A 13494-nucleotide genomic window follows, 5' to 3' on the forward strand; every position below is an offset into this window, starting at 1 on the left:
GTGTCTCAGCCCCGGTTGACAGTCCTGGCCGGCCCCACGGCGGTCGGCAAGGGAACAGTCTCGACCTACATCCGGGACAACTATCCCGCCGTGTGGCTCTCCGTGTCGGCGACCACCCGCCCGCCACGCCCGGGGGAGATCGACGGTGTGCACTACTTCTTCGTCTCGGCAGAGGAGTTCGACCGGCTCGTCGCCGAGGAGCAGCTGCTGGAATGGGCCGTGGTGCACGGCCGCAACCGGTACGGCACGTTGCGCCGGACGGTGCAGGCCGCGATGGACGAGGGCCGCACGGTCCTTCTGGAGATCGATCTGCAGGGCGCGCGCCAGGTGAAGGAGACCATGCCGGAGGCGAACTTCGTGTTCCTGGCGCCTCCCAGCTGGGACGAGATGGTGCGCCGGCTCGCAGGACGCGGCACGGAAACGGCCGAGGAACAGCAGCAGCGGCTGGAAACCGCTAAACTGGAACTTGCCGCCGAGCCGGAATTCAACCACACCGTCGTCAACGACACCGTGGAGCATGCGGCAGACGAGCTCGTATCACTGATGGGACTGCGTCCGCTGGAGCGCTGAAGTGCGCTGATCCGGGCGGTCCCGCCTTATTTTTTTGGAGAACTCTGTGTCAACTCAGCCCGAAGGCATCATCAACCCGCCGATCGATTCTCTGCTGGAGGCCTCGGACTCGAAGTACGCCCTCGTGATCTACGGCGCCAAGCGTGCCCGCCAGATCAACGCGTACTACTCGCAGCTCCACGAAGGCCTGTTCGAGTACGTCGGCCCGCTCGTCGACACCCGCCTGAACGAAAAGCCCCTCTCAATCGCGCTGCGCGAGATCAACGAGGGCATGCTGGTGTCCTCGCCCATGGAACAGTCCGAGTAGTCCCGGCAGCCCCGGGCACGGACAGCCAGTGCGCGTAGTCCTCGGTGTCGGAGGAGGGATCGCGGCCTACAAGGCCGCATCCCTCCTCCGTCTTTTCACGGAGTCGGGCCACGACGTCACCGTCATCCCCACCGACGCCGCCACCCGTTTCGTCGGCACCGCCACGTGGGAGGCCCTCTCCGGGCACCCCGTCAGCAACAGCGTCTGGGACGACGTCGACAAGGTGAACCACGTGCGCCTCGGGCACGAGGCCGACCTCATCGTCGTCGCGCCGGCCACGGCCGACGTCCTGGCGCGGGCCGCCGCAGGGCTCGCGAACGACCTCCTGACCGGCACGCTCCTCATGGCGCGCGGCCCCGTCCTCATGGCTCCCGCGATGCACACCGAGATGTGGCACCACGCGGCGACCCGCGCGAACGTCGACACCCTCCGCTCGCGCGGCGTCACCGTCCTCGAACCGGCGTCCGGCCGCCTCACCGGGGCGGACTCCGGGCCGGGCAGGCTGCCCGAGCCCGCGGACATCTTCGCGGCAGCGATCGCCGTCGCCGGGAACGGCGTCGTCGGGCACGGCGTCGTCGGGCACGCCCCGACCGGCAGCCTTCAGGGCCGGCGCGTCACCATCTCCGCGGGCGGCACGCGCGAAGCCCTCGACCCGGTGCGGTTCCTCGGGAACCGGTCCTCCGGCAAGCAGGGCATGGCCCTGGCCGAGGCCGCCCTCGCCCAGGGCGCGCACGTGAACCTCGTCCTCGCCCACGCCGAGGTTGCACCGCCCGCCGGCTGCGAGGTGGTGCGCGTCGAGTCGGCCCTCCAGCTGCGCGACGCCGTCCTCGGCGCGCTGCCCGCCACGGACGTGCTCGTCATGGCGGCCGCCGTCGCCGATTTCCGTCCCGCGGAGATCGCCGCCACCAAGATCAAGAAGACCGAGGACGGCGCGGACCCGGTCATCACCCTCGTCCGGAACCCCGACGTGCTCCGCGAGGCCGTGCTCGCCCGGGACGCCGGGACGCGGCGACTGGTCGTCGCCGGTTTCGCGGCCGAGACCGGTGACGCCGCCGCCGACCCCCTGACGCACGCGCGCGCCAAGCTCGCACGGAAGGGCTGCGACTTCCTGGTGCTCAACGTGGTCGGCTCCGATCGCGCGTTCGGCCAGGACTCCAACGAGGTCACCATCCTCGACGCGGACGGCGGGGAGTCCGAGGGGGTCCACGGCTCCAAGCGGGTCGTCGCCGACGCCGTGATCGCCCATGCGGCGCGCCTGCTGTCCCGCTGATCCATCGATCCTCGGGGCGGGACCGTCCCTTCGACCAAGTAGAGTGAGCACGTGAATTCTCCCCGCACCGATTCCCCCCTGCGTCTGTTCACCTCGGAATCGGTCACCGAGGGCCATCCCGACAAGATCTGCGACCAGATCAGCGACGCCATCCTCGACGGCCTGCTGGAGCAGGACCCGGAGTCACGCGTCGCGGTGGAGACACTCGTGACCACCGGCCTCGTGCACGTCGCAGGTGAGGTCACCACCGAGGCGTACGTCGAGATCCCTGACATCGTGCGCAAGACCATCCTCGGCATCGGCTACGACTCGTCCGCCAACGGCTTTGACGGCGCCCGCTGCGGCGTGTCCGTGTCGATCGGCCAGCAGAGCCCCGAGATCGCCTCGGGCGTGTTCACGTCCCTCGAGACCCGCGAGGGGAGGGGAGTGGATCCCTACGACGCCCAGGGCGCGGGGGACCAGGGCATCATGTTCGGCTATGCGAGCGACGAGACCGCGGTGCTCATGCCCGCCCCCATCTGGCTCGCGCACCGGCTGTCCGAACGCCTCACCGCCGTCCGCAAGGACGGGACCCTCCCGTACCTGCGCCCCGACGGGAAGACCCAGGTCACCATCGGGTACGACGGCGACCGACCCGTCTCGATCGACTCCGTGGTCATCTCCTCCCAGCACTCCGCCGAGGTGTCCCTCGACGAACTGCGCGCCGGTCTCGTCGAGCACGTGGTCACCCCGGTCCTGGCCGATTCCGACCTCGACGCGTCCTCGGTCCGCCACATCCTCAACCCCGGCGGCGCCTTCGTGATCGGCGGCCCGGTGGGCGACGCCGGACTGACCGGCCGCAAGATCATCGTCGACACCTACGGCGGTACGGCCCGCCATGGCGGCGGTGCGTTCAGCGGCAAGGACCCCTCGAAGGTGGACCGCTCGGCGGCCTACGCGATGCGCTGGGTCGCCAAGAACGTCGTGGCGGCCGGCCTGGCCCGCCGGGCCGAGATCCAGATCGCCTATGCCATCGGCATGGCACAGCCCGTCGGCATATACGTGGAGACCTTCGGCACCGAGACGGTGGATCCGCGGAAGATCGGTGCGGCGATCCGCGAGGTCTTCGACCTCCGCCCGCTCGGCATCATCAACGCCCTCGACCTCAAGCGCCCCATCTACCAGCGGACCGCGGCCCACGGCCACTTCGGCCGTGAGGAGAACGGGTTCACCTGGGAGCGCACCGACCGCGTGGACAAGCTCAGGAGCTTCTTCAACGCCTGATACGGGAGGGGCGGCCGGAACATCATGACGCACACCACCCGCGTGCCCGACACGACGGACGGCCAGCTTTCGCTGCTGCACGGCTTCGGCGCCGCCCGGCTGCCGCAGGCCGATCCCGAACGGGCGTCGTCGCTGCCCATCGCCCGAGTGATCCTCGACGCGCAGCTGCCCCACCTCGACCGGTACTTCGACTACGCGGTGCCTGCTGCCATGGACGCCGAGGCACAACCCGGCGTCCGGGTGAAGGTGCGGTTCGCCGGGCGCGAGCACGCAGGCTTCCTCGCCGAGCGGGTCCAGAAGGCCAGCACGACGGCGACGCTCCTGCCGCTCGCGAAGGTCGTCTCTCCCCAGCAGGTGCTCACCCCCGCAGTTCTCGCCCTCGCGACGGCAGTCGCCGCCCGCTCCGTCGGCACCGTGAGCGACGTCCTGCGATCGGCCATCCCCCCGCGCATGGCGAGGGTCGAGGCCGAGTTCGACGATCCGGGCGCCGGAGGGCAACCCACGACGTCGTCCTCCGGGACGACGGACCCCGGGGCCCCTGCAGACCTGCTGCCCGTCGTCGTGGGGCGGCCCGCCTCGGGTGGCTTCCGTCGCTACCCGAACGGCACCGCCTACCTCCAGCACGTCCGCGCCGGCGAATCGCCCCGCGCGATCCTCACGAGCCTCGGCGGGTACGGTGCCATGGCCTGGCACGAGGAGATCGCCGACGCGGTCGCCGCCGCCGCGTCCTCGGGCAGGGGGGCTGTCGTCGTCGTCCCCGACCAGCGGGACCTCGCACGCATGGAGGCCGCCCTCGTGGCACGGCTCGGGGCGCCGGCCGTGGCCCGCCTGACGGGGGAGGACGGAGCGACGCCCCGGTACCGCAACTTCCTGCGCATCCTCCACGGAGCGGCGACCGTCGCCGTCGGCACCCGGTCCGCCGCCTATGCACCTGTGCGGAACCTCGGGCTCGTCTGCCTCTGGGACGACGGCGATGACCAGCACATCGAGCAGCGCGCGCCCTACCAGCACATCCGCGACGTCCTGCTGCTGCGCGCCGAACAGGCCGGAGCCGCGATGCTGCTCTCCTCCTTCGGCCGCACCACCGAGGCGCAGCGCCTCGTCGACACCGGCTGGGCCCACGCCATCCAGGCGGACCGCTCCGAGATCCGCCGATCGGCGCCCCGCGTCCTCCACGCCGCCGACGCCTACCAGATGGAGCGTGACCCGCTGGCCGCCCAGGCCCGCATCCCCCACGCTGCGTGGGCCGCGGCGCAGGCAGGTCTGAGGACCGGCCCCGTCCTCCTGCAGGTGGCGCGCACAGGCTTCTCCCCGGCCCTGGCCTGCGACCGGTGTCGCCACGCCGCGCGCTGCACGGTCTGCGCGGGACCCCTGGCGCAACCCGGCCGGCACGCGCCGCCGGCCTGCCGGTGGTGTGGGCGCCCCGACAGCCACTGGGCGTGCCCGGAATGCGGCGGCACCCGGATGCGGGCCACCGTCACGGGCGCGACCCGGACCGCCGAAGAACTGGGACGCGCCTTCCCCGGCGTCCCGGTCGTCTCCTCGGCGGGCGAACACATCGTCGACGACGTCCGCGACGCCCCGGCCGTGGTCGTTGCCACGCCCGGGGCGGAACCCGTGGCCGCTGCGGGGTACGCCGCCGTCATCCTCCTCGACGGCAACGCGATGCTCAGCCGCGAATCGTTGCGCGCAGAGGAGGACGCACTGCGGCGCTGGTTCTCCGCGGCAATCCTCGCGCGTCCCTCCACCGCGGGTGGGACGGTGGTGATCACGGGTGACGACGACGTCGCCGTGGGCCACCTCGTCCGGTGGGATCCCGCCGGCGCGGCCGCCCGCGAACTGGCCGAACGGCACGAACTCGGGCTTCCGCCGGCCGTCCGGTACGCCGTGCTCACCGGGACCAGGGAAGCCCTCACCCACTTCCTCGAGGGCTTCGACACCGGGGGAACCATGCGCGTGGTCGGTCCTGCGCCGGTCCCGCCCGATGTCCGCCGGGAGGCGGTGCAGGCCGCCCGTGCCCTCGCCGGCCCCGGGCGCGGCGCCGACCGCGGCAGCCCGGCCCCCACGGATGCGCTGGCAGGACAGGGTAGTCACCGCGTGCTGCTGTTCTTCTCCTACCGGGCGGCCGCCGGCGTCACGAAGCTGCTCCGGGCCAGGCGAGCGGCCCTGTCCGCCCGGCGGACGGGTGAACCCGTCCACATCCGGCTCGACGCCCTCGACGTGCTCTAGCGAGGGACCGGTGGGAGGTCGACACGAGATGACCGAAGGGCGCCCGGGGACCGGCGGGGTGTTCGGGTCCGTTCCCGCCGCCGGATGACGACCTCCGCCACGACGAGGTTGACCAGCCATCCGGCCCCCATGAGCAGCGCCCGCAGCGTCACACCGGGCGGACTGCCGAGGAGCTCCGGGAGGATGAGGATCAGGGCCTGGGTTCCTGCGCCGAGCCCGATCGCGTAGGCGCGGGTCATCCACGCCCCGTGGGCCCGGATGTCACCGCGGATCACGGCGCGGACGCCCAGGAGGAGGCTGAGGGCCATCCCGGTCCCGAAGAGGAGCCGGAAGGCGAGGAGGAGCGCGCCGTCACCGGGCGGGAGCGTGGAGAAGCAAGCCATCCACAGGCCGGTCAGGGCCGCCACGAGGCCGGCGGGGAAGAGGATCCGCCCGGCTCTCCTGTGCCAGGTGCGCCCGCGCCGCCGCAGGGAGGGGGCGAACTGGAAGGCGCCGAGCAGGGTGTACAGCGTGGCGCCGAGGATGTGCAGGACCACCGGAACGGGGAACTCGACGAAGCGCGCATTCTGTTCGGTGACCTCGGGCGCGCCGGCCAGCTCCGTGAGGCGGGCGGCGCCGGCGAGCATGGGGATGAGGCCCAGCACGATCAGACCCGCGGGGACCAGCCACGTCCGTCGGCGCGGTGGCTCTGCCGCTGTTCCGGTCGCGGTTCTCCCGGATCCTCTGGTTGTCGTCATGGTCGTCCTGTCCTTCCCCTGCTGCCCACCGGTGCTGCCGGAGCAGAACCGGTGGATCACCACGCATGGCGTAGAGTGTACGGCGTACACCTCGTGGCCTTCACAGTAGGTGTACGGTGTACACCCGTCAAGGGGTAACCGGACAGAAAAGGAAAGGTGGTCGACGATGGCAGGACGCGGGACGGCGCGGGCGCCGTTGAGCAGACACGCGGTCCTGAGTGCCGCCGTCGACCTCGCGGACGACCAGGGCGTGGCGGGGCTGAGTATGCGGACTCTCGCCGAGGCCCTGGGGGTCGTGCCCATGGCGTTGTACAAGCACGTCTCCAGCAAGGAGGACCTGCTCGACGGCATGGTGGACTCGATCGTGGCCGAGATCGATCCGCCGCTCGAGGGGCAGGGCTGGAAGATGACGGTCCGCAGCCGGGTCCTTTCGGCCCGGACCGTCCTCCGGCGGCACCGCTGGGCGCGCCAGGTCCTCGAGACCCGGACCACCAGGACCCCGGCCGTGCTCGCCTACACGGACTCGTTCATCGGCATGTTCCTCGATCGGGGCTTCTCCGTGGATCTGACGCACCACGTCATGCACGCGCTGGGAAGCCGGATGTGGGGTTTCACCCAGGAACTCTTCGACGCCCCGGATCCGGCCGGGCCGGTGGGCGCGTTATCGGCGGCTCAGCCCGACGCGGCGCAGCTCGAGGAGATGGCCCGGCGGTTCCCGAACGTTCTCCGCATCGCGATGGCGTCGGCGCACGACGACTGTGTCGTCGGGCGTGGGTGTGATGACCAGTTCGAGTTCGAGTTCGCCCTCGACCTGCTGCTCGACGGCGTGGAGGACCTCCATGCACGGGGCTGGACGTCGGCGGGGGCATAGCGTTCGGGCAGCTACGGTCGAGGCGGCAGTCGCCAGCCGTCGGAGTCGACGTCCACCAGCAGCGGCGGTCCACCGGACAGTCCCTGCTGGAGGAGGGCACGAGCGAGGGCTTCCGCCGGCGCGGCGAGGACGAACGTCTCGCCGCGGAAGAGGTCCGCGGCCTCCTCGACGACGGTGGCTACGTCGCAGGGGTCCGTGAGGTCGAAGCGGGCGGCGACCCTGCGGCGGCTGAGCCAGGCAGGAGGCTCCGCGTCCGTCGCGAGGAGGATCGCCGTGGCCGGGCACTGCAGGTCCGTCATTGGGCGGTGAGCTCCGATCGGCGAGAGCGGTCGTGTCGCAGGAGCAGCCTATAGTACGCCCACACTGGTGCGAGGACTCGAGAGAACAATCGAGCGACCGTCGCCTCCTGCGGCAGCAAAACTCCTGATCTGGGCTGAGGCGGATGATGGTCCGCGATCGCGATGGAACCCGCACCGGCGGGGCATGCCGCGATGGCAGCGCCATCCGCAGGGTGTCCTGGATCGACGCAGTTCACACGCACGGGAGCCACCAGTCACAGCGGTCATCGCTCGAGGACTTCCCATACCCTCATCCTCATCCATGCGAAGAGGGGACTTCAACTGTCCGAACGCCGGGACCCGCTCGCAGGCTGACGACGACCTTGCCACCAGCTGCGTGGATGCAGGCTCCTCCCCGAGTACTCATCGACTGCACCAGGACGACCCCTGAGAGACAGCCAGAGCCGACCGCGAGCGACCTCCTGGCCGCTGCACCGGCCTCTCGTCGGTCCTGGCTCCACCGTCCGGATGGGGGGATCCGCCTGCAGCGGTTCTGCGATGCTTCTGGCTACGATCGGGAAATGACGAGGTTCCTTGATCAGCCCGCGTGGCACAACGCCCCGATGCCACCGGTGTCGGTCACCAGGGCCACAGCGCAGACATGGCTCGATGCGTACGTGACGGCATGGAAGGCCTACGACGAACGATCGATTGCGGCCCTTTGGTCGGAGACTGCTGTGTGGCACTACCCCTTCCAGACGCGCGTATCAGGACGCGAGAACATCGTCGCGGAATGGATGGGTGAGCGCGACACCTTCACGGACGAGTCCTTCGACGCCAAGTACTATCCGGTCGCGATCGAGGGCGATCGGGTGGTCGCGCACGGGCGGACTGTCTTCTACGCGCCGGACAGTGACCGCGTGGTCACGGCGTACGACAACATCTGGTTCCTGAGGTTCGACGACGCGGGACGGTGTTCCGAGTTCCATGAGTGGTACGCGGGGCGCCCCGAGGACGAACCGGATCGAGCAGTCCCCGAGCGCTAGGTCATCTCTCGGGACGACGTCGGCCCTTGGACAGGTCGGACCGTGCGCGGAGTGACCGCCGGGTCCGTCCGGGGCCCCGACGGCGCCAGCGAGCGCCCGGATCGTCCGGGCACGAGATCAGATACGACGATCGAGGGTCTTGTCGAAGCTCGTCACTTCGCCGCCTCGTCCAGTAGCTCGCACACGTCGCTCATATATCGGGTGGTGTTCTTCGTGACATCGATCGAAACGGGCTCCAGAACCTTGGGATCCTCCGAGAACACGATGTCGATCGCGAAACGGCCCTTCTCGAAGTAGAAGAACTCAGGCAACCCGGCGTCCGCTATGGCGTCGGCTTCAGCGGAGCTCAGAGGCCAGATGATGGACGGTCCCTTCAGCGAGGCCGAGTAGTTGTTCTGGTCCGCCGAGATGTGCTCCGTGTACCGGCCCGAGACGTCGAGTTCATCGATGAAGGCGTGATCGGACGTGCGGGTGAGGTCGACGGTGGTGTCGCCGCGGTACTTGATGACCGTGCTGCCGTCCCGTCGTATGTTCACCTTCCATTCGACGTCCTGGACATCGCCGGCCGTCATGGTGACGGTCGAGCCGCAGGCGTCGATGTCGATCGGGTCGTAATACTGCGCCGGAACCGGCACGAAATGTCCGCCCGTATCCTTCGGTGGCGACGGGGCCGGTTCCTCGGCGGTGTCGGCTCCGGCGGGCGCCACCCCGGTGAACGTGAGCGCGAGCAGCAGGGGCAAACAGGAGAGTTTCTTGAGGTCTTTCACGGTGACTCCTCAGCAACGCAGGATCACGCGTCCGGTGTCCTGCCTGATGAATGACTATTCATTGCCTGCTAGGCGACGAGACCGGTGATGGTGCCTCGAGGGCGTCAGACGACGCCGACCCGGGAATGCTATCCCTGACTCTTGACCGCGTCAACGATGCTTCGTCCCGGAAACCGGTGACCACGGGACGACCGCCGGGCCCGTCGGTGCGCGTATTCCCCGACGGCGCGGTGGCAGGCATCCCGGAGCTGCTCGGCGGAGTCCGCCCACGAGTATGTCCCCGCCCGCGCGAGCCCGGCACGGGAGGCTTCGGCCCAGCGGCCGGGCTCGTCGAGGGACCCGACGGCGGCGGCGAGCGCCTCGGGATCGTCGGGGTCCACGAACAACGCTGCCGCGCCACCGACCTCGCGGAAGATCGGGATGTCGCTTGCAATCACGGGCGTGCCGGTCGCCATCGCCTCGATGAGGGGGAGTCCGTAGCCCTCGGCCCGGGAGAGGGTCACGAGTGCCGTCGAGTCGGCGAGCAGGTCCTCGTACTCGACGTCGGTGACGCCGTCGTGGAAGACCACGCGCCCCGCCGCGGGGGAGAGCGCCTCGAGTTCCGCCCGGCGTTCGGCGGAGATTCTGCTCAGCAGGTGCAGTGTGTGCCCTGGAAGGGACTCCATGGCGCGGACGATCGTCTCGACGTTCTTGTAGGGCATGAACGACCCCATGTAGAGCAGCGACGCCGACCGTGGAGCGTCGGGGTCGCGCCGTCGCGACGTCGGCTGGGGGGCGTTACCCACGAGCTGGACGGGCCGGCGGGTCAGCCTGTGGCGGAGCATCAGCTCCGCCGTGGTCGCGGAGATCGTGGCGACGACGTCGGCCCTGTCCAGCAGGAGCCGCTGCGGCCAGTACGCCAGGTGGTAGAGCCGCCAGAGCGCACGCACCGGCAGCGGCAGGAAGGACGGCGGCGTCGGGTTCTGGTAGTAGATCAGGTCGTGCAACGTGAGCACCAGGGGGTACCGCCGGCCCCAGGAGCCCATGGTCTGCATCGGGCAGACGACGACGTCGGGGCGCAGACGGTTGATGCGTGCGGCGACGAACAGTTCGGCGGGGGAGAGCGGGCTGTTGACCAGCACGTGCGGGACCTCCGGCAGGAGGGCGAGCTGGCGGCGGTCGCTGATGAGCATGACGACGTCGTCGCTCGCCGCGAGCGCAGCGATGAGGCTCGCCCCGTACCGGCTGATGCCGTCGTGATGGTCGGTGCGCGTGAACCGCGCGTCGAACAGGATCCTCATGCGGGAACGGTTTCCAGGAATGGACCGATCAGCTGGGCGGCCTCACGCGGCTTCTCGTAGTGGACGAGATGGCCGACGGCGGGCAGGATCTCGAGCGTCGCCGTCGGCATCAGTGCTGCGAGCTCCCGTTGGCTCTCCACCGACCCGATGTCGTCCTGCGCCGCTGCCACGAGCAGGACGGGCAGCCGCAGGTCGCGGGCCCGATCCCTGACGGTCCCGGAGATGGAGGCGCGGAAGGCTTCGAGCACCACCCTGCGGCTCGCGAAGGAGCTGAAGTACGCATGGTGCTGGCCGTGGATCCAGCGGCGCAGCGCGCGGTCCGTGGTCTTGGCCATGAAGATGCTCATCCCGCGGACGATCGCGGGATTGGAGAGGAGCGCCCGGCCGGCGTTCTCGGGCAGCCGGTCGGCCGCCACGTAGTAGGCCTCGGCGACCCGGGACGCGGCGCGGCTCGGCCCCTCGAGCGCGGGGGCGCTGATGGGGTTGACCAGCACCAGCGCCGCCGCGAGTCCCGGGTCGAGCGCAACGGCTTCCGCGGCGACGATCGAACCGAACGAGTGCCCCAGCAGCACACGGGGTTCCGGGGCGAACCGCTGCGTGCAGGCGGTGATGAAGCGCGCGTACGCACCGACGTCATGCCTGCCGGGCAGTTCCTCGCCCTGGCCGAAGCCCGGGAGGTCGGGCAGGAGGACGCGGTGGCCAGGCAGTTCCTCCGCGAGGCGCAGCAGGCCGTGGTGGTCGCCGCGGAAGCCGTGCACCATGACGATCGGCAGGCCGGGCAGGACTCCGGGCTCCTCGAGTGCAGGGAAGTCCCAGACGCGCTGGAGGGTGCCCTCCCATGCCAGGGTGCGGACGACGGCCTGCCGCATCAGCCCACCCTGTCGGGGTGCGAACCGAAGCGCTGGTCGCGCTCGAGCGCGTCGAGCGCCGCGACCTGGCCGGCGTCGAGCCGGAATCCGAAGATGTCGAGGTTGGAGCTGATCCGCTCGCGCGAGCTGGCCTTCGGGATCGTCAGGATGCCGTGGTGCAGGTGCCACCGCAGGATCACCTGCGCGGGTGTGCGTCCCAGGTCCGCCGCGACCCGGGCGATGACCGGATCGGTGAGGACGTTGCCGCGCCCGAGCGGGCTCCAGGCCTGCGTGACGATGCCGTGCTGCTCGTGGAAGGTGCGGAGCGCGTGCTGCTGCAGGTAGGGGTGCAGTTCGATCTGGTTGAGGACAGGGACCACCCCGGTCTCGGCGAGCAGCCGCTCGAGGTGGTCCTGCTGGAAGTTCGAGACGCCGATGGACCGGACCCGGCCGTCGGCGCGGAGCCGCTCGAGGGCCCGCCAGGACTCGACGTACAGGTCCCTGGAGGGGCAGGGCCAGTGGATGAGGTACAGGTCGAGGTAGTCGAGGCCCAGCCGCTGGAGGCCGTCGTCGAAGGCCCGGAGGGTGGCGTCGTAGCCGTGGTCGTCGTTCCATACCTTGGAGGTGATGAAGAGGTCCTCGCGCCCGCCGTCGTAGGACCGCGCGGCGGCACCGACGCCGGCCTCGTTCCCGTACAGGGCCGCCGTGTCAAGGAGGCGGTACCCGGCGTCGAGCGCCGTCGAGCACAGGTCCTCGGTGACCTCCGGCGGAACCTTGTAGACGCCGTACCCGATCACGTCGATCGAGTGGCCGTCGGTCAATGGCACGCGGGGAACGGAGGAGTCCATGGGTGCACTCTACCGAGCGCCGCGGGGCTCCGGCGCGGACGGACCCCCGGGGATGCGGGGCCTACGTGTGCAGGAGGCGGCGGGCCGAACTCTCGTCGAGAATGAGGTCCGTGGCGAGGTTCGCGGCAAGAGCACCACGAAGACCGTCGATCTTCGACTCGCCCGAGACCACGCAGATGCGCCGTCGGACGGTGCTCAGGGCGTCGAGATCCGGTCCGGTGCTGCGTCCGTTCAGGAGGACGTCGCGGTGACTGCCGTCGGCCCGGAAGAACATGGTGGCCACGTCGCCGACCACCTCGTCCCGCTCCAGGGTGTCGAGATCCTGGCGGTCGAGGTACCCGCCGCTGTACACGTGGCTGGGGACCCCTGCACCGATGGAGCCGACACCGAAGACCGCCATGGTCATCCGGTGCTGCAGATCGAGGATGCGCCGCACACTGCGCTCCGCCCACATCGCCGTCTTCGTCTCCGCATGGTCGAAGAACGCCGGCACGGGGAACTGCTCGACGCGCGCGCCGTAGGCCTGCCCGAACCGACGCAGGATCTCGCTCGCGTAGGTGATGCCGGTGGTCTGGGTGTTACCCGCCCCGTTGAGTTGGACGAACGTGCTGTCATGGGTCTGCTTGCGTGTGAGGTGGTGGCTGACCGCGCTCAACGTCGACCCCCAGGCGACGCCGATGATCGCGTTGGATTCGACGAGCGGCCCGATGGTCCTGGCCGCCTGGATCGCCACGCGGTTGAGCACCTCGGTGTCGTTCACCGAGTCCGCCACCGGGACCACATGCGCCTCCACGGAGAAACGGCGGCGGATCTGCTGCTCCAGCGCGGGCGCGCGCTCGGACGGATTGTTGACCTGGATCTGCACGAGTCCCGTCTCCCGTGCCATGGAGAGCAGCCGCGACACCGTGGACCGCGAGGTGTGCAGTTCCCGGGCGATCGCATTCATGGTCAGATCCTGCAGGTAGTACATCTGCGCGGCCCTCAGGGCGTCTCCGGATCGGGAACCGGGGGACCGCTCGGGAGGCTGATCCTCCGTCCCGGGACCGCCCCTCGTCGTCGTCATTCCCCTAGTCTTTCCCGGCCTGCACGTTTGTGCAAGGCAGTTGACTGCTATTCCCAGTCGGGAAGAATGAGGAGTGCAGTAACCAATTCCGACATTGACGTTACGGAGTAGTACCTT

14 protein-coding genes are annotated in these 13494 nt (G+C 70.0%); 7 read left to right on the top strand and 7 right to left on the bottom strand.

Translation table 11 applies throughout. The features are described 5' to 3' along the window. Genes gmk through ACX80F_RS07405 form a run of 5 tightly spaced genes read left to right on the top strand, consistent with a single transcriptional unit; the run spans position 1 to position 5639 of the window. Positions 1–570, top strand: a complete 570-nt coding sequence (gmk, locus tag ACX80F_RS07385; protein WP_459335737.1) for a guanylate kinase — start codon at positions 1–3, stop codon at positions 568–570. A 46-nt stretch (positions 571–616) separates the two neighbouring features. Further along, entirely contained in the window at positions 617–877 is a 261-nt protein-coding gene (rpoZ, locus tag ACX80F_RS07390) for a DNA-directed RNA polymerase subunit omega (RefSeq protein WP_043445516.1), read from the top strand. Between the two features lie 28 nt (positions 878–905). Next, positions 906–2147 (top strand): bifunctional phosphopantothenoylcysteine decarboxylase/phosphopantothenate--cysteine ligase CoaBC, encoded by a 1242-nt coding sequence (gene coaBC, locus ACX80F_RS07395; protein WP_459335738.1) that lies wholly within the window; start codon positions 906–908, stop codon positions 2145–2147. Between the two features lie 51 nt (positions 2148–2198). Continuing rightward, positions 2199–3410, top strand: a complete 1212-nt coding sequence (metK, locus tag ACX80F_RS07400; RefSeq protein WP_459335739.1) for a methionine adenosyltransferase — start codon at positions 2199–2201, stop codon at positions 3408–3410. A 24-nt stretch (positions 3411–3434) separates the two neighbouring features. Continuing rightward, positions 3435–5639 (top strand): primosomal protein N' family DNA-binding protein, encoded by a 2205-nt coding sequence (locus ACX80F_RS07405; protein WP_459335740.1) that lies wholly within the window; start codon positions 3435–3437, stop codon positions 5637–5639. On the opposite strand, the gene ACX80F_RS07410 is transcribed toward ACX80F_RS07405, so the two are convergent. After that, complete coding sequence (locus ACX80F_RS07410; RefSeq protein WP_459335741.1) at positions 5636–6376, bottom strand: DUF2306 domain-containing protein; 741 nt, start codon at positions 6374–6376, stop codon at positions 5636–5638. The two genes, ACX80F_RS07405 and ACX80F_RS07410, sit on opposite strands and share 4 nt — an antisense overlap. A 166-nt stretch (positions 6377–6542) precedes the next feature. Here ACX80F_RS07410 and ACX80F_RS07415 point away from each other — a divergent pair, with 166 nt between their 5' ends. Continuing rightward, positions 6543–7247 carry a TetR/AcrR family transcriptional regulator gene (locus ACX80F_RS07415; RefSeq protein ID WP_459335742.1) on the top strand — a complete coding sequence of 235 codons (705 nt, stop codon included), beginning with the start codon at positions 6543–6545 and terminating at the stop codon, positions 7245–7247. A gap of 11 nt (positions 7248–7258) precedes the next feature. Here the strand turns inward: ACX80F_RS07415 and ACX80F_RS07420 are convergent, their stop codons facing one another. Further along, a complete protein-coding gene (locus ACX80F_RS07420) occupies positions 7259–7546 on the bottom strand; it encodes a hypothetical protein (RefSeq protein ID WP_459335743.1) in 288 nt (95 codons plus the stop codon). A gap of 560 nt (positions 7547–8106) precedes the next feature. On the opposite strand from ACX80F_RS07420, the gene ACX80F_RS07425 reads away from it, so the two are divergent. Then, positions 8107–8571 (top strand): nuclear transport factor 2 family protein, encoded by a 465-nt coding sequence (locus ACX80F_RS07425; RefSeq protein WP_459335744.1) that lies wholly within the window; start codon positions 8107–8109, stop codon positions 8569–8571. A gap of 152 nt (positions 8572–8723) precedes the next feature. On the opposite strand, the gene ACX80F_RS07430 is transcribed toward ACX80F_RS07425, so the two are convergent. From ACX80F_RS07430 to ACX80F_RS07450, 5 genes are all read right to left on the bottom strand, one after another. Then, positions 8724–9338, bottom strand: coding sequence for a hypothetical protein (locus ACX80F_RS07430; RefSeq protein ID WP_459335745.1), 615 nt, complete (start codon positions 9336–9338; stop codon positions 8724–8726). Positions 9339–9466: 128 nt separating this feature from the next. Further along, a complete protein-coding gene (locus tag ACX80F_RS07435) occupies positions 9467–10618 on the bottom strand; it encodes a glycosyltransferase family 4 protein (protein WP_459335746.1) in 1152 nt (383 codons plus the stop codon). After that, complete coding sequence (locus ACX80F_RS07440; RefSeq protein ID WP_459335747.1) at positions 10615–11487, bottom strand: alpha/beta fold hydrolase; 873 nt, start codon at positions 11485–11487, stop codon at positions 10615–10617. The genes ACX80F_RS07435 and ACX80F_RS07440 overlap by 4 nt, the downstream gene beginning before the upstream one ends. Beyond that, positions 11487–12314: an aldo/keto reductase gene (locus ACX80F_RS07445; protein ID WP_459335748.1), complete on the bottom strand. Its 828-nt coding sequence runs from the start codon at positions 12312–12314 to the stop codon at positions 11487–11489. The genes ACX80F_RS07440 and ACX80F_RS07445 overlap by 1 nt, the downstream gene beginning before the upstream one ends. Before the next feature lie 61 nt (positions 12315–12375). Continuing rightward, positions 12376–13377 (bottom strand): sugar-binding transcriptional regulator, encoded by a 1002-nt coding sequence (locus ACX80F_RS07450; RefSeq protein WP_459335749.1) that lies wholly within the window; start codon positions 13375–13377, stop codon positions 12376–12378. Between the last annotated feature and the right edge of the window lie 117 nt (positions 13378–13494).

The sequence above is a fragment of the Arthrobacter sp. TMS2-4 genome, assembly GCF_054511075.1.